Source organism: Burkholderia savannae (genome assembly GCF_001524445.2).
In the GTDB taxonomy this organism is placed as follows: domain Bacteria; phylum Pseudomonadota; class Gammaproteobacteria; order Burkholderiales; family Burkholderiaceae; genus Burkholderia; species Burkholderia savannae.
In genome coordinates this window covers 3,460,412-3,476,791 of sequence record NZ_CP013417.1, presented here as the reverse complement: position 1 = coordinate 3,476,791, position 16,380 = coordinate 3,460,412, and the positions used below count along the sequence as shown (strand labels likewise).

The following is a 16,380-nucleotide window of genomic DNA, read 5'->3' as shown; positions in this document are numbered from 1 at the left end:
GATCGGGTCTTTCAAGGAAGCTGCGAAAAGGGGGCGCGGATGCCGCGCGCGAGCGAACGAGGGGCGAAGCGTTCGCGCGCGTTCGCCCGTCACGGGTCGGATTCGGGGCGGTCGTGCCGGTCGGGGCGGCGACGGCGCGCGGGCGTGCGCGTGCTCATGCACGACGTGCGGCCGCGCAGCCGCGGGACGCGAGGCTTGCCGCGATGACGAAGGCTTCGAGCGCGAGATGCGCGGGCCGCGCGGCGCGCGCCGCCGACGATGCGGGACGCACTGCCGGCGAGCGTGCGGCGGCATGGGGGCGAGTGGCGGCGCGCGAATCGAAGCGACGCGCGCGGGCCCGCCCGAACGGGGTGGCAGCGACGATGCCGGCCAAACGGAAACGGGGATTCTTCATGTCTCCTCCACCGGTGTGGATGCGGCCTGTGAGCGACCGTGTGAAAAGATCTTATGAAACCTTCGATTGGTGTTCAAGTGGTATCAATTTGGAATCGGATTGGCATTGAGTTTGATAAAAAGGGGGGGATTGAACGGCGTGTTGGCGGGCGCGTTCGGCGCGCCTGAAACGCATGCGCCGGCATACGCCGGCATGCGCCGTCGCGTTGCGGCGAAGGCAGGCAGATTGCCGACGAAGCGCCGTTCAGGTCAGCCGGTGAAGGGAAGGGGGCGGCGCAGGACGAAGGCGGGAACGGCATGCGTGCGGACAGGAAGCCGATGCGCGGTTCGTCCGCCGCAAGAAAATAGCCGGAAAGCGACGCGCCGGAACGCGCGGCGTCGCGTCGCCGCGGGCCGCGAGCGGTGGGCGCGACGAAGACGTCGTCAGCCCATACGCGCCGCGGCCGACGCGCGGCGACGATCCGCGCCGAGGGCGCATTTTTCGTGCGCGCACGGCAAGAAGCAAAAAGCCCTCGTACGAGGCGAGGGCGTGTCCTGCTTCATGGCGACGCGCGCTTTGCATCCGGAGCGAACCAGCGCCGGACGCACGACGCAGGACGCACGACGCACGACGCACGACGAACGACGAACGACGACATCCGCTCGCGTCCGCCGCACCGCCGCGTCGCCGCCGCGCTGAACCGGCCCGACGCGCGCGCGGCGCTCAAGCGTCGCGTTTCTGCCGCGCTTCGAGCCACATCGCATTGATGATGCCGAACGCGAGCGCGACGCCGATGCCGAGAATCCAGCTGAAGTACCACATGATCCGACTCCTTCGAAACTTGCGACAATCTTGCGAAAAGCCGGCCGCACGATGCGGCGTACGCGGCGGCCGGCCGGACATCAATACATCGAGTGCCGGTTTTCCTCGAGCGCGCGCGGCGTCACCTTGCCGCGCAGCACGCGATACACCCAGCCGGTGTAGAGCAGGACGATCGGCAGGAACACGATTACCGCGACGAGCATCACTTCGAGCGTGAGCCGGCTCGACGTCGAATCCCAGACCGTCAGGCTGCTCTTCGGATCGAGCGACGACGGCATGATGAACGGGAACATCGAGAAGCCCGCCGTCAGGATCACGCCGGTGATCATGAGGCCCGTGCAGATGAACGCGGTCTTCTCGAGCTTCGAGCCGGCGAGCAGCATCGCGAGCACGCCGCCCGCGATGCCGACGACGGGCGCGGCGATCATCCACGGATACAGGCCGTAGTTCACGAGCCAGAGGCCCGGGGCCGCGGAAACCTGCTTGAGGAGCGGATTCGCGACGGTGTCGACGGGCGCCGCCTGCGTGATCTCGAAGCCGCCGATGAACGATGCGATCAGCGCGCCCGCAAGCGCGAACAGCACGACGGCGACGAGCGACGACACGCGCAGCGCGATCGACGCGCGCTTCGCGATCGCGCCGTCCGTCTTCATCTTGACGAACGCGGCGCCGTGCGCGACGAGCATCGTGAGGCTCACGAGCCCGCAGAGCAGTGCGAACGGATTCAGCAGCGCCCAGAAGCTGCCGTGATAGGTGACGCGCATGTCGGTGTCGAACGCGAACGGCACGCCTTGCAGCAGGTTGCCGAACGCGACGCCGAACACGAGCGCGGGCACGAAGCCGCCCACGAAGAGCGCCCAGTCCCACCCCGCGCGCCAGCGCGGATCGTCGCGCTTGCTGCGGTAGTCGAAGCCGACGGGCCGGAAGAACAGCGCGAACAGCACGAGCAGCATCGCGAAGTAGAAGCCCGAGAACGACGCCGCGTAGACGAGCGGCCACGCGGCGAACATCGCGCCGCCCGCGGTGATGAGCCAGACCTGATTGCCTTCCCAGGTCGCGCCGACCGTGTTGACGATGATGCGGCGCTCGTCGTCGGTCTTGCCGAGGAACGGCAGGAGCGCGGCCGCGCCCATGTCGAAGCCGTCCGTCAGCGCGAAGCCGACGAGCAGTATGCCGACGAGCAGCCACCAGATCACTTTGAGAGTTGCATAGTCCATGACGATTCCTTGTGCGAATTCGATGGCGGCGTCAGGCGGCCGAGCCGGCGACGGCCTGGTCGAGCCGGCGCTTCTCCTGTTCGTGGTGATAGCGGCCGGTGTGCAGCGACGACGGGCCGAGCCGCGCGTACTTGAACATCAGCGTGATCTCGATGATGAAGAGCGCCGTGTAGAACACGATGAAGCCCGCGAGGCTCAGGTACAGATCGGTTGCGGTGAGGCTCGACGCGGACAGGTGCGTCGGCAGGATGCCCGCGATCGTCCACGGCTGGCGGCCCACTTCGGCGACGACCCAGCCGAACTCGGCGGCGAGCCACGGCAGCGGAATCGCCCACACCGCGTAGCGCAGGAACCAGCGGCGGTTGTCCTGCAGCAGCTCGCGGCGCGCGCAGAACCAGAACGCGGCGATGAAGGTCGCGAGGAACAGGAAGCCGAGGAACACCATGATCCGGAACGAGAAGAACACGGGCGCCACGGGCGGAATCGTCTGCTTGGCCGCGGCCTTGATCTGCTCGGGCGTCGCGTCGGTCACGTTCGGCGTGAACTGCTTGAGCATCAGGCCATAGCCGAGATATTGCTTGTGCTGGTCGAAGGTCGACTTCGTCTCGGCGCTCGTGTCGCCCGCCTTCAGCTTCTGCAGCGCGCCGTACGCGATCATCCCGCTCTGGATGTGCTCTTCGCTGCGCTTGGCGAGCTCGCGCAGGCCGATCACCGGCTCGTCGATCGAACGCGTCGCGATGAGGCCGAGCGCATACGGGATCTTGATCGCGTAGTCGGTGCGCTCCTCGGCCTGGTTCGGCAGGCCGATCAGCGTGAACGACGCGGGCGCCGGCTGCGTTTCCCATTCGGATTCGATCGCGGCGAGCTTGATCTTCTGCACTTCGCCCGTCGTGTAGCCGGATTCGTCGCCGAGCACGATCACGCACAGCGTCGACGCGAGGCCGAAGCCCGCGGCGACCGCGAACGAGCGCAGCGCGAAGTCGGTGTCGCGCTTCTTCAGCAGATACCACGCGGACACGCCGAGCACGAACATCGCGGCCGTCACGTAGCCGGCCGACACCGTGTGCACGAACTTCACCTGCGCCACCGGGTTGAAGATCACGTCGAAGAGGTTCGACAGCTCCATGCGCATCGTCTGGTAGTTGAATTCGGCGCCGACCGGGTTGTTCATCCAGCCGTTGGCGACGAGAATCCACAGCGCGGACAGGTTCGAGCCGAGCGCGACGAGGAACGTGACGATCAGGTGCTGGACCTTCGACAGGCGGTTCCAGCCGAAGAAGAACAGGCCGACGAACGTCGATTCGAGGAAGAACGCCATCAGCCCTTCGACGGCGAGCGGCACGCCGAAGATGTCGCCGACGTAGTGCGAGTAGTACGACCAGTTCGTGCCGAACTGGAATTCGAGCGTGATCCCCGTCGTCACGCCCATCGCGAAGTTGATCCCGAAGAGCTTGCCCCAGAACTGCGTCATGTCCTTGTAGACCTGCTTGCCGGTCATCACGTAGACGGACTCCATGATGACGAGCAGCCAGGACATGCCGAGCGTGAGCGGGACGAAGAGGAAATGGTAGAGCGCTGTGATGCCGAACTGCAGACGCGACAGATCGACGACTTCGCTACTTATCATGGCGGTCTCCCTGAGTGGGTGCGTATGGCGTCGCCGACAGCAGCTTTGCTGCGACGACGGCAGGCGGCAACGACATGTGCTCGGCCTGCGGATGGTTGAAGAATGCGTACTTGAGCGCGACGAGCAGGATCAGCTTGAAGAGCAGCACGATCGAGAGGTCGCGCGCGAGGGTCGGGCCACGGGCCCAGGCGGCGACCCGAGCGCGCCAGCCCGCCCGAGGGGCGGGCGGCGTGTCGTGGGGCGACGCCTTTTTGTTGACGAGAGTCAAAGCCATGATGTCCGGGATAACGCGGTTGGCGCAAAACTGGCCGGTCTCGTGACGCGTTTCGCATACGCGCTGCATCTGTTGGCCGGTCCTCCCAATTGTAGGAGGCGTCCCGGAAAACCCTTAGTGCCGCGCTGCGGCACTCCGTCGCGAAGCGATCGCAGAAACTTGAGCTGGCTCAAGATCTGCGCGAATCGCGATGCGCCGGATGAAATTTTTCATAATGTTGGTCAAGCATGCGCGCGTCGCGCACGGTTTCGCGGCACACAAAAAAGCCCGCTGTCGTCGGACAGCGGGCTTTTTCGTTTCGGCGCGGCCGCGGCGGGCCGGATGTTCGGGTTTGAGCGCGCTTACGCGTACGCGGCGAGCGCCGTGCGCATCTTCTTCATCGCGCTCGCTTCGATCTGGCGGATGCGCTCCGCCGATACGCCGAATTCGGCGGCGAGGTCGTGCAGCGTCGAGCCGCCCGAGCCGTCGTCGTCGACGTTCAGCCAGCGCGCCTCGATGATCCGGCGGCTGCGCGCGTCGAGCGATTCGAGCGCGCGCGCGATGCCGTCCGTCTGCAGCATGTCGCGCTGACGCGCGGCGAGCACGGCGGTCGGCTCGTTGTGCGAATCGGCGAGATAGGCGATCGGCGCGTACGACTCCTCGCCGTCGTCGATCTGGCCCTCGAGCGCGACGTCGCCGCCCGACAGGCGGGTTTCCATCTCGGCTACTTCCTCGCGCTTGACGTTCAGCTCCTGCGCGAGGCCGTCGATTTCCTCCGGCGTGAACGCCTGCGTGCCCTTCTTGTGGCTGCGCAGGTTGAAGAACAGCTTGCGCTGCGCCTTCGTCGTCGCGACCTTCACCGTGCGCCAGTTGCGCAGGATGTATTCGTGAATCTCGGCCTTGATCCAGTGGATCGCGTACGACACGAGGCGCACGTTCTGGGCGGGATCGAAACGCTTGACCGCCTTCATCAGGCCGATGTTGCCTTCCTGGATCAGGTCGCCGTGCGGCAGGCCGTAGCCGAGATAGTTGCGCGCGATCGACACGACGAGCCGCAGGTGCGACAGCACGAGCCGGCGCGCGGCGTCGAGGTTGTTGTCCTCGTGGTATTCGGTCGCGTACTGACGCTCTTCCTCCGCCGTCAGCAGCGGAATCCGGTTCACGGCCTGAATATAGGCGTCGATGTTGCCCAGCTGGCCGGGCAGCATCGAGTGGGATGCGAGCGCCAGCGAGCCTGCCGATGCGGCCTTAGCGGACGCCGGGCGCAAAGTGTTCGGAAGGGTCAATGCGTTGCTCACGTAGAAAACTCCTTTGGAATCAGGGACGAGCCCCATTGCCGGGGCGATTCCTCGATGAATCTTAGCACTCCATCTAGCGGAGTGCTAATCCTTAGAAGGAACAGGGTCGTCGGAGTTCCCGAATTGCTATCGCTTTTGAGGGGGCGATAGCTCTTTCTGCGGCACTGCCCGCGCCCGCTGTCCGTAAGTGTTTGTTTTACGGGCATTTCAGGTAAAGGTTCCTGATTCTTGTCAATTCGGCAGAAAACCATTTCGTCAGACGGTGCCGATCGAAAAAGTCCTTTACCATAAGATGCTGTTCTCTCGAGCCCCAGCGTGTGAATTGCGGCGAGGCTCTATTCAACCAGAGAAGTTGGAGAAAGAGATGAACGATAAGAACGGCGGTCGGGCGGGGCGGATCATCGTGCAGATCGCAGTGGCAACGGCGCTCGCCGGCGGTTCCGGGGCCGCCTTCGCGGATCGCTGGGGATTGCAGCTCGGCGGCGGCGTCGCCGATCACGACATGAAGAAGGGCGACATCGGCGTGGTCTGGGACCCGAACTGGACCTGGTGGGAAATCGGCGGCTGGCACTTCGCGTTCGTCGCCGAGGGGCACGTGTCTTACTGGCGCTATACCGGCGATCACGCGATCAACGACAGCGTCTGGGAAGTCGGCGCGACGCCGATCATACGATTCATCAAGAGCGCGGGCTACGTGCGGCCGTTCGTCGAGGTGGGCGCCGGCGTGCGCTTCCTGTCGCATCCGACGATCTCCCAGAACTATTCGATGTCGACGTCGTTCCAGTTCGCCGACATGGTCGGCATCGGCGCGCAATTCGGCAATCGTCAGCAGTATCAAGCGGGTGTCCGTTTACAGCACGTGTCGAACGCGGGTATCAAAGACCCGAATCCTGGTATAAATTTCAGCCAGCTCTACGTGCAATACAACTTCTGATCGGCGCGCCGGACGCGCGCATGCAGTCGAGGAGCATGGCGATGGCGGCAAAGGTGATCGATGCGATTCGCGCGCTCGAGCGCGACCGGTTTCGTGCGATGGTCGACGGCGACGGCGAGGCGCTCGACGCATTGCTGTCCGACAACGTCTATTACGTGCACACCAACGGCAAACGCGAGACCAAGCAGCAGTTCATCGACGCGATCACGGCAGGGCGCCGTCGCTATCGGCAGATCGAGATCCAGTCGCAGGAAGTGCTGCCCGTCGGCGATGCCACGTGCGTCGTCGCGGGGCGCGCGCTGATCGAGATGGAGACGAACAACGGCGGCCTCGTGTTCCCGATCGCCTACACCGCGATTCAGACGCAGGAAAGCGGCCGCTGGCGGCTGCTCGCATGGCAGGCGACGCGCTGCGCGACCGAGGGCTAAGGCCCCGTTTATTGCCGTTTCTTCGCCCCGCTATCGGCGTGAACGGGCCATGGGCGCGAAGCACGCGTTCGTCCGCCAGCCCGCACGCAACTGCCGCCTGCAATCGCCGCCTGCTTTTGCGCCTCTTTCCTGGTCCTTTCTCGACCGTTTTTCTCAGCCGTTTTTCTCAGCCGTCGTTCTCGGCCGTTCTTCCGGCCCCTCGTCGGGGCCCTTCGTCGCCGTGCGGTTTCGTGAGCCGCCCGGCGTGCGCCGGCGCGCCGCGGATCGCGCGTCGCACCGGTTGTCGCGCGGCGGCGTGCGCCGCGCGAGGTTCGTCCGCCTGTCGTCCGCCTGTCGTTCGCCCGCCGTTGCGCGCGGCGTCAGGCGGCCGCGCGCCGCTCGTCGCAGCTCCACGCCGAGCGGTTGATCGCGCTCGCGACCGCATCCGTCGCGGCCGCGACCGGATCGCGATGCACGCCGGCGCCGTGGCGCAGCGCGGCGTCGCCGACCTTCGCGCCGACGAACACCACGGTGTCGCCGCTCGCGGTGCGCTCGACTTCGCACGACGCGACGCCGATCGCGACGCCCGCCGCCGCGGCGAACGCGGCCGCGGCCTGCCGCGCCGCGCCTGGCGCGTCGTCCGCGCGAGCGAGCGCGATTTCGCGGTCATGCCAGCTCGCCGACGCGCCCGCGCGCGCGGCGGGGCCCATCGTCCGCAGGTATTCGCGCGTGAAGAGCTCGCAGATCGCGTCGCCCGTCACTTCTTCGCCCGAAGCGTCGGCGAGCGCCTGCACCGCATGGCTGAATTCGATCTGCACGCGGCGCGGCGGCGCGAAGCCCATGCCGCGCTCGAGCAGGTACGTCGCGCCGCCCTTGCCGGACTGGCTGTTGACGCGGATCACCGCGTCGTAGCTGCGGCCGAGATCGGCGGGATCGATCGGCAGATACGGCACTTCCCAGATCGCGTCGGGCTTTTGCTGCGCGAGGCCCTTGCGGATCGCGTCCTGATGCGAGCCGGAGAACGCGGTGAAGACGAGGTCGCCCGCGTACGGGTGGCGCGGATGCACGGGAATCTGGTTGCAGCGCTCGACGACGCGGCGCACCGCGTCGATGTCCGAGAAATCGAGCCCCGGATCGATCCCCTGCGTGTAGAGGTTCAGCGCGAGCGTGACGAGATCGACGTTGCCCGTGCGCTCGCCGTTGCCGAACAGGCACCCCTCGATGCGGTCCGCGCCCGCGAGCAGCGCGAGCTCGGCCGCCGCGACCGCGGTGCCGCGATCGTTGTGCGGATGCACCGACAGCACGATGCTGTCGCGGTAGCCGAGATTGCGGTCCATCCATTCGATCTGGTCGGCGAACACGTTCGGCGTCGCGGCCTCGACGGTTGCGGGCAGGTTCACGATCATCTTGTGATCGCGCGTGGGCCGCCAAGTCTGCGCGACCGCGTCGCAGACCTCGCGCGCGAACGACAGCTCGGTCATGCTGAACGTCTCGGGCGAGTACTGGAACGTCCAGTGCGTGCCGGGGCGCGCCTGCGCGTGCGCCTTGATGATGCGCGTGCCCTCGACCGCCAGCGCCTTCACGTCGTCCTTCGACATTCCGAACACGATGCGGCGGAACGACGGGCAGATCGCGTTGTACAGGTGCACGATCGCGCGCGGCGCGCCTTCGAGCGCATCGAACGTGCGCGCGATCAGATCCTCGCGCGACTGCACGAGCACTTCGATCGTCACGTCGTCGGGAATGCGCCGCTCGTCGATCAGCTTGCGCACGAAATCGAAGTCGGTTTGCGACGCCGACGGAAAACCGACTTCGATCTCCTTGAAGCCGATCGCGACGAGCATCTCGAAGAACTCGAGCTTCTGCTCGATCGTCATCGGCTCGATCAGCGACTGGTTGCCGTCGCGCAGATCGGTGCTCATCCAGATCGGCGCGCGCTCGATCGTGCGGCTCGGCCATCGGCGTCCGTTGATGCGGACGGGTTCGAACGGTCGGTATTTGTCGGCGGGGTTGCGCTTCATCGTTGCCTCGGGCGGTCAAGTCGCGAGCGAAGACGGACGGCATGACGCGCCGGTGGGCGCCGCCTGCGCACGTGCATGCCCGATGGCACGACGACGCGGAATCTTCGCGATTCGCCCGTCGGATCGACGAACGAAAGCTGACGACTACGGGTTGTAAAAAACTGCGAGAAAGAAACTGCGGGGAACTGCTAGGGGAGGGACCGCGCCGGGACGACGCGGCGCCACGACAGCTTTACGCTAGTCGTAGCGATAGCGGCCGCGCTAGGCGGCCGGAGGTAATTCGGAGGGTGTTCTGGAAGGAACGCATGGCGACAACTCTATGCGAAGTCGACGGCGGCTGTCAATCGTCGGGGTATTCGAAGGCGGCGGGCGGCATGTCCGGGGGCGGCGCGCCGCCCGCCGGCGCTCCGAGGCTCATTCGGCTCATTCGACGATCCGCGCGAGCCGCACGATCGTCTCGACCTGCGTCGCGACCGCGTCCGGAATCGGGATCTCGCCGCGCATCACGGCGTCGGTCCACGCGGCCGTCGTCGCCGCGTCGCGCGACGCGGGCAGCTCGACGGGCGGCGCGTCGGGCGACGAGCGCACCGGTTCGACGACCGTCTCGCACCGGCCGTCGTGCAGCCAGTCGACCTGCACCTGGCGGCGCGTGTCGGCGACCGCCTCGCCCTCGGTGCCGCGCGCGAGCAAAGCGCCGCCCGCGCCGGCCGCCGGGTGTTCGCGGAACAGCTCGACGAGGCTGTCGCGATACGGCGGATGCGTGTAGTTCACGAGCCGCAGCCCGGCGGGCTCGAACGGCTGCAGCAGCTTGACGACCGTGTGCGTCGAGTTGCGCACGCCGAGCACGCGCCGCAGCGCGAGGAGCCGCGCGAGCTGCGGCGCGAGCACGTCGATCGGCGCGAACGCGGCGCGGCGCTCGGCGAGCGTGTCCTCGATTTCGTCGTGCGACCCGCCGGGCGCAATCGCCAGCTCGGTGAAGATCTCCGCGCTCGTCACGCGGCCCGGGTCTTCCGTCACGCCGTGCACGAGCACCGGCACGCCCTCGCGCGCGAGCAGCAGCGCGAGCAGCGGCACGAGATTCGGCTGCCTGCGCGCGCCGTTGTAGCTCGGGATCGATACCGTGTGGAACGCGGCGTCCTGCACGTGCAGCGGCTCGAACGACGCCTGCGCGGCGGCGAGCATCGCCGCGAGCTCGGCGGCCGTCTCGCCCTTGAGCCGGTACGCGATCAGGATCGCGCCGAGCTCGACGTCGGATACGTGCCCGTCGAGCATCGCGCGGTAGAGCGCCAACGCGTCGTCGTACGGCAGCGCGCGTGCGCCGTTCGGTCCGCGCCCGATCTCCTTGATGAAGCGGGCGCACGGGAAGTGGTCGGGCAGGGCGGCGTTGGCGTCAGTTTCGGTCATCGAGGGGAAGGGGCCGCGGCCGTCGCGGTTTCGGCGATCAGGCGGCGCAGCTCGGGTATGCAGGAACCACACTGAGTACCGCATTTGAGCCGTTCTTGCAAGTTCGCGAGCCGCTCGCCGGGCGCCGCGGACGGCGCATCGGCCGTCAGCACGGCGCCGATCTCGCGCTCGCTCACGCCCACGCAGTTGCAGATCGTGCGGCCGCGCGCGGGCGCCGTTTGCAGCGGCACGCGGCCCGCGAACAGCAGCAGGCGGCCGAGCGCGCCGACGCCCGCGCCGCTCTCGACGTACTCGCGCAGCGCGGCCGCGCCGTCCTCGGTCGCGCCCGCCGCGCCGGCGACCGAGAACGCGACGAGCGCGCCGTCGACGATTCGCACGCGCCGGCCGGTGCCGCGCCGCGCGTCGCCGTAGCTCATCACGTCGGCCGCTTGCGCGGGCAATTCGAAGAGCGCCTCGATTTCGCGTTGCAGCTCGGCGGGCGCGGGCTCGTACGCGGCGACGCGCCACGCGAGCCCCGTGTAGCCGTCGGTGCCGAACGGCACGCAGCTCGCATACGGGAAGCGCGCGAAGAACGCGCGCGCAGCCCGCTGGCGCGCGAGCATCGCGTCGGCCGGCACGCGCGCGGCGATCAGCCAGCGCCACGGCAGGTCGGCCTTCAGCAGCTTGATCGCCGCGTGCTTGAGCTCGGGCTGCTGCGAGTACGGATCGCGCGCGGGCGTCGTGAGCGCGTTGATGCCCATCGCCGCACGATTGCCCGCGACGCCCGACACGTATTCGTCGCCCCAGTGCATCGGCGCGAACGCCTGACCGGGGCCGATCGCGTCGTCGGCGCGCGCGGGCAGGAGCGCGCTGCCGCGCCGCGACGTCAGGTGGACGAAGTCGTGCGGGCCGAGCGCGAGCCGGGCGCAATCGCCGGGATTGAGCTCGACGCAAGGCTGCGGCGCGTGTGCGAACAGTTTCGCGACCGAGCCGGTGCGGCTGCCGCCGTGCCATTGGTCGCGCAGGCGGCCCGTCGTCAGCGCGAAGCGGTAGCGCGCGTCGAGCGCCTCGGCGACCGGCTGATACGGCGCGGGCACGAAGCGCGCGCGGCCGTCTGCGGTCGGAAAGCGGCCGTCCGCGTACAGGCGCGCGAGCCCGCGCTCGGCGCCCGCCGGAAACGGCCATTGCTGCGGGCCGTCGCGCGCGAGCAGCGGCCACGACAGCCCGCCGATGTCGCAATCGCGGCCGACCGTCGTCGCGCGGTGTTCGTTCCACACGGCTTCGGCGTGCGCATGCGCAAAGAGGGTCGGGCGGCCGGGCGCGAGCCGCGCTTCGAGCCGGCGGCCCACGTCGGCGGCGATTTGCCAGTCGGCGCGCGCGTCGCCGTACGGCTGCGTCGCCGCGCGCACGCGTGAAATGCGCCGCTCGGAGTTCGTCACCGTGCCTTCCTTCTCGCCCCACGTGGCCGCGGGCAGCAGCACGTCGGCGTAAGGCGCGGTGCCCGTGTGCGCGTACGCGTCCTGCAGCACGACGAACTCCGCGCGTTCGAGCCCCGCGCGCGCGACCGTCTGGCTCGGGATCGAGTGCGCGGGGTTCGTGCAGACGATCCAGATCGCCTTCAGCGTGCCCTCGGCGAGCCGCTCGAACATCTCGACCGCGGTGAGGCCCGGCTTCGCCGGCAGATCGGGCACGCCCCAGAGGCGCGCGATTTCCGCGCGGTCGGCCGGGTTCGCGAGATCGCGGTGCGCGGACGCGAGCGTCGCCATGCCGCCCACCTCGCGGCCGCCCATCGCGTTCGGCTGGCCCGTCAGCGAGAACGGCCCCGCGCCAGGCTTGCCGATCTGGCCCGTCGCGAGATGCAGGTTGATGAGCGCGACGTTCTTCGTCGTGCCGGTCGCCGACTGGTTGAGCCCCTGGCAGTACAGCGACAGCGACGGCCCCGCGCCGAACCAGCGCGCGGCCTGCACGATGTCGTCCGCGCGCAGCCCGCAAACCTGCGCGGCCGCGGCGGGCGTCGCGTCGCGCACCGAGTCGCGCAATGCGTCGAAGCCTTGCGTGTGCGCGCCGATGAACGCGGAATCGAGCGCGCCGTCCCAGATCAGCACGTGCAGCATCGCGTTGAACAGCATCGTGTCGGTGCCGGGCTGCAGCGCGAGATGCAGCGTCGCGTCGCTCGCCGAATCGGTGCGGCGCGGATCGGCGACGATCACCTTCATCTGCGGATTGCGCGCGCGCGCCGCTTCGAGCCGCCGGTACAGGATCGGATGCGCGTACGCGGGATTCGCGCCCGCGATCAGCACGGTGCCCGCATGATCGAGGTCCTCGTAGCTGCACGGCGGCGCGTCTGCGCCGAGCGTCTTCTTGTAGCCGACGACGGCCGAGCTCATGCAAAGGCGCGAGTTCGAATCGATGTTGTTCGTGCCGACGAGCCCCTTCGCGAGCTTGTTGAAGACGTAGTAGTCCTCGGTCAGCAGCTGGCCGGAGATGTAGAAGCCGACCGCGTCCGGCCCGTGCTGCTCGACGATGCGCGCGAAGCGCAGCGCGACGTGATCGAGCGCGTCGTCCCACGACACGCGCGTGCGCGCCGCGTCGCGCGACAGGCGCAGCTCGGGATGCGTCGCGCGCGTCTGCGCGTAGCGCTCGGGCGTCGCCGTCAGATGCAGCGTGCTGCCCTTCGAGCACAGGCGCCCGAAGTTCGCCGGATGCTCGGGGTCGCCGCGCACGCCGACGATCCGGTCGCGGCCGTCGGCGTCGCGCCGGGTCTCGATCACGACGCCGCAGCCGACGCCGCAATAGCAGCACGTCGAGCGCGTTTCGCGCACGGCGTCGGGCGTGTCTTGCGCGGCGGGCTGCGCGAGCGTCTCGATCGTCATGCGGCGGCGCCCGGCGACACGAGCGCGACTGGCTGCGGCGCGCTGTCGATGCCGAGCGTCGCGAGCTCGGCGCGATCGAGCAGCACCGCGTCGCCGTCGCGCTTCACGCTGAAGACGGTCGTGCAGCCGTCGTCGGGCGGCAGCGCGCAGCCGCTCGCGAACGCGAGGTTCAGGCCGTGCAGCGGACACGTGACCTGCTCGCCGTGGACGATGCCTTGCGACAGCGGGCCGCCCTTGTGCGGGCAGCGGTCGAGCAGCGCGAACACCGCGTCGCTCGCGGTGCGAAAGAGGGCGATCGGCGCGCCGGCGTCACGCGTGAGAACGCGTGCGCCGAGCGGCGGGATGTCGTCGAGCCGGCAGACGGCGATCCATTCGGGTTGCGTGGCGGACATGATTCGAATTCCTTGCTGATTGACTGGGCTCGGATGCGGCGCGATGCGCGGCGTCTCACGCATCGGCGGGCGCGACCGCGATCGGGATGAACTGGCGCAGATCGACCCGCGCGTCGTTCGTGTCGTGCCACGGATCGGGCTCGTCCTTCAACGCGAACTGCAGGCGCTCCCAGAGCGCGCGGCGGTTGTCGGCGTCGTCGAGCACGCGCGCCTTCACGTGATCGATGCCGACGCGCTCGAGATAGTGCACGGTGCGCTCGAGATACCAGCCTTCCTCGCGATAGAGCTGCAGGAACGCACCCGCGTATTCGAGCACTTCCTCGTGCGTCTTCACCTTGCAGAAGAACTGCGCGACCTCGGTCTTGATGCCACCGTTGCCGCCGACATAGATCTCCCAGCCCGAATCGACGCCGATCACGCCGACGTCCTTGATCCCCGATTCCGCGCAGTTGCGCGGGCAGCCGGACACCGCGAGCTTCACCTTGTGCGGCGCGTACATCCGCCACAGCGCGCGTTCGAGCTGCTGGCCCATCAGCGTCGAATCCTGCGTGCCGAAGCGGCACCATTCGGAGCCGACGCAGGTCTTCACCGTGCGCAGCGCCTTCGCGTACGCGTGGCCGCTCGGCATGCCGAGATCGCGCCACACGCCGGGCAGATCCTCCTTCTTCACGCCGAGCAGGTCGATGCGCTGCCCGCCCGTCACCTTGACGGTCGGGATCGCGTACTTGTCGACGACGTCCGCGATCCGGCGCAGCTCGCTAGCGGTCGTCACGCCGCCCCACATCCGCGGCACGACCGAATACGTGCCGTCCTTCTGGATGTTCGCGTGCGCGCGTTCGTTGATGAAGCGCGACTGCGGATCGTCCTTCGCGTCGTGCGGCCAGGTGCTGATGCAGTAATAGTTGAGCGCCGGGCGGCAGCTCGCGCAGCCGTTCGGCGTGCGCCATTCGAGAAAGCGCATCGCGTCGGGCACCGACAGCAGCTTGTGCTCGCGAATCGCCGTGCGTACTTCGGCATGCGTATGATCGGTGCAGCCGCATATGGGCTTCGCCTTCGGCGACGCCGAGTAGTCGCCGCCCAGCGTCGACATCAGGATCTGCTCGACCAGGCCCGTGCACGAGCCGCACGATGCGGACGCCTTCGTGTGCTTGCGCACGTCGTCGAGCGTGAAGAGGCCCTTTTCCTTGATCGCCGAGACGATCGTGCCCTTGCACACGCCGTTGCAGCCGCACACCTCGGCGTCGTCGGCCATCGACATCGCGCGCGTCGCGCCGCTGTGGCCGGTGTCGCCCAGGCTCGTTTCGCCGAACATCAGCGTGTCGCGGATGTCGGCGATGTTGCGGCCTTCGCGCAGCAGCCTGAAGTACCACGCGCCGTCCGCCGTGTCGCCGTACAGGCACGCGCCGACGATCTTGTCGTCCTTGACCACGAGCTTCTTGTAGACGCCCGCGATCGGGTCCGACAACGTGATGTCTTCCGTGTCGCCGCCGCCGAGGAAGTCGCCCGCGGAGAAGAGATCGATGCCCGTGACCTTGAGCTTCGTCGACGTGACCGAGCCGGCGTAGCGCCCGATGCCGAACTGCGCGAGATGGTTCGCCGCGACCTTCGCCTGCTCGAAGAGGGGCGCGACGAGGCCGTACGCGATGCCGCGATGGCTCACGCATTCGCCGACCGCGTAGATGCGCGGGTCGTAGGTCTGCATCGTGTCGCTGACGACGATTCCGCGGTTGCAATAGAGCCCCGCGCTTTCGGCGAGCGCCGTGTTCGGGCGGATGCCGACCGCCATCACGACGAGGTCGGCCTTGCATTCGCCGCCGTCCTTGAAGCGCACCGCGCGCACGCGGCCGCTTTCGTCGCCGACGAGCGCCTGCGTTTCCTTCGGCATCAGAAACGTCAGGCCGCGCGCCTCGAGCGACGCGCGCAACAGGCTGCCCGCGGTCGCGTCGAGCTGGCGCTCGAGCAGCGTCGGCGCGAGGTGAACGACCGTCACGTCCATCCCGCGCAGCTTCAGGCCGTTCGCCGCTTCGAGGCCGAGCAGGCCGCCGCCGATCACCACCGCGTGCGTGTGCCGTGCGGCGGCGTCGATCATCGCCTGCGTGTCGGCGATGTCGCGATAGCCGAGCACGCCGTCGAGATCCGCGCCCGGGATCGGCAGCATGAACGGATTCGAGCCGGTCGCGAGCAGCAGCCGGTCGTACGCGGCCTCGGTGCCGTCCTCGGCGATCACGGCGCGCTTCACGCGATCGATCTTCACGATCTTCTTGCCGACGTGGAGCGTGATGCCGTGCGATTCGTACCACGCGTAATCGTTGAGGACGATCTGCTCGAGCGTCTGCTCGCCCGCGAGCACGGGCGACAGCAGAATCCGGTTGTAGTTCGGATGCGGCTCGGCGCCGAACACCGTTATGTCATACAGATCGGGCGCCAGCTTGAGCAATTCTTCGAGCGTGCGCACTCCGGCCATGCCGTTGCCGACCATCACCAGCTTCATCTTCCGCATCGGGGATCTCCTGACTGGGCCGCTTGTCGTGGGGGCCCGTGATCGATTCACGGAAAATAGCAATCGCCATGCCACTTTTTATTTGGCCGCTATTTAAAAGGAAGGCGGGGGATCGGGCGGCGATCGCGCGCGTGCGCGTGGTGCGCCGGCGCACGGCTGGCGAGCCGTTTCGCACGCGAAGCGTGCATCGCGGCGGCGACGCACCAGCAAAGTGCCGCCGGATCGGCGGCGCGAAACCGGCGCGGCGCGAGCCGCGTTACACTTTCGGCCGTTGCCGCGG

14 protein-coding genes are annotated in these 16,380 nt (G+C 68.1%); 3 read left to right on the top strand and 11 right to left on the bottom strand.

Features of this window, described 5'->3' with window-relative positions; all coding sequences use genetic code 11:
- Positions 1–154 precede the first annotated feature (154 nt).
- From WS78_RS35975 to rpoH, 6 genes are all read right to left on the bottom strand, one after another.
- Positions 155–394 (bottom strand): hypothetical protein, encoded by a 240-nt coding sequence (locus tag WS78_RS35975; protein ID WP_152611627.1) that lies wholly within the window; start codon positions 392–394, stop codon positions 155–157.
- A 702-nt stretch (positions 395–1,096) separates the two neighbouring features.
- Positions 1,097–1,195, bottom strand: a complete 99-nt coding sequence (gene cydX / locus WS78_RS17060) for a cytochrome bd-I oxidase subunit CydX (protein ID WP_004550904.1) — start codon at positions 1,193–1,195, stop codon at positions 1,097–1,099.
- 80 nt (positions 1,196–1,275) lie between these two features.
- A complete protein-coding gene (gene cydB, locus WS78_RS17055; protein ID WP_038744474.1) occupies positions 1,276–2,412 on the bottom strand; it encodes a cytochrome d ubiquinol oxidase subunit II in 1,137 nt (378 codons plus the stop codon).
- Positions 2,413–2,443: 31 nt separating this feature from the next.
- Positions 2,444–4,039 (bottom strand): cytochrome ubiquinol oxidase subunit I, encoded by a 1,596-nt coding sequence (locus WS78_RS17050; protein WP_059575792.1) that lies wholly within the window; start codon positions 4,037–4,039, stop codon positions 2,444–2,446.
- Positions 4,029–4,313, bottom strand: a complete 285-nt coding sequence (cydP, locus tag WS78_RS17045; RefSeq protein ID WP_038744485.1) for a cytochrome oxidase putative small subunit CydP — start codon at positions 4,311–4,313, stop codon at positions 4,029–4,031. Before cydP ends, WS78_RS17050 begins: the two co-directional genes overlap by 11 nt.
- A 341-nt stretch (positions 4,314–4,654) precedes the next feature.
- Entirely contained in the window at positions 4,655–5,590 is a 936-nt protein-coding gene (gene rpoH / locus WS78_RS17040) for an RNA polymerase sigma factor RpoH (protein ID WP_038744472.1), read from the bottom strand.
- Positions 5,591–5,954: 364 nt separating this feature from the next.
- Between rpoH and WS78_RS17030 the strand changes: the two genes are divergently transcribed.
- Both WS78_RS17030 and WS78_RS17025 read left to right on the top strand, forming a co-directional pair.
- A complete protein-coding gene (locus WS78_RS17030; RefSeq protein ID WP_059575794.1) occupies positions 5,955–6,524 on the top strand; it encodes an acyloxyacyl hydrolase in 570 nt (189 codons plus the stop codon).
- 41 nt (positions 6,525–6,565) lie between these two features.
- Entirely contained in the window at positions 6,566–6,952 is a 387-nt protein-coding gene (locus WS78_RS17025; RefSeq protein ID WP_059575795.1) for a nuclear transport factor 2 family protein, read from the top strand.
- Positions 6,953–7,311: 359 nt separating this feature from the next.
- On the opposite strand, the gene leuA is transcribed toward WS78_RS17025, so the two are convergent.
- Positions 7,312–8,952 carry a 2-isopropylmalate synthase gene (leuA, locus tag WS78_RS17015; protein WP_038744470.1) on the bottom strand — a complete coding sequence of 547 codons (1,641 nt, stop codon included), beginning with the start codon at positions 8,950–8,952 and terminating at the stop codon, positions 7,312–7,314.
- Between leuA and WS78_RS38225 the strand changes: the two genes are divergently transcribed.
- A complete protein-coding gene (locus WS78_RS38225; RefSeq protein WP_081989336.1) occupies positions 8,846–9,109 on the top strand; it encodes a hypothetical protein in 264 nt (87 codons plus the stop codon). The genes leuA and WS78_RS38225 overlap by 107 nt on opposite strands.
- 266 nt (positions 9,110–9,375) lie before the next feature.
- Here the strand turns inward: WS78_RS38225 and ybiB are convergent, their stop codons facing one another.
- From ybiB to nirB, 4 genes are read right to left on the bottom strand one after another with little or no spacing between them, the layout of a single operon-like run.
- Positions 9,376–10,356, bottom strand: coding sequence for a DNA-binding protein YbiB (gene ybiB / locus WS78_RS17005; protein WP_059575798.1), 981 nt, complete (start codon positions 10,354–10,356; stop codon positions 9,376–9,378).
- Positions 10,353–13,208 carry a nitrate reductase gene (locus WS78_RS17000; RefSeq protein ID WP_059575801.1) on the bottom strand — a complete coding sequence of 952 codons (2,856 nt, stop codon included), beginning with the start codon at positions 13,206–13,208 and terminating at the stop codon, positions 10,353–10,355. The genes ybiB and WS78_RS17000 overlap by 4 nt, the downstream gene beginning before the upstream one ends.
- Complete coding sequence (locus WS78_RS16995) at positions 13,205–13,600, bottom strand: nitrite reductase (NAD(P)H) small subunit (RefSeq protein WP_059575803.1); 396 nt, start codon at positions 13,598–13,600, stop codon at positions 13,205–13,207. The genes WS78_RS17000 and WS78_RS16995 overlap by 4 nt, the downstream gene beginning before the upstream one ends.
- A gap of 55 nt (positions 13,601–13,655) precedes the next feature.
- Positions 13,656–16,100 carry a nitrite reductase large subunit NirB gene (gene nirB / locus WS78_RS16990; protein ID WP_038744466.1) on the bottom strand — a complete coding sequence of 815 codons (2,445 nt, stop codon included), beginning with the start codon at positions 16,098–16,100 and terminating at the stop codon, positions 13,656–13,658.
- Positions 16,101–16,380: the final 280 nt, after the last annotated feature.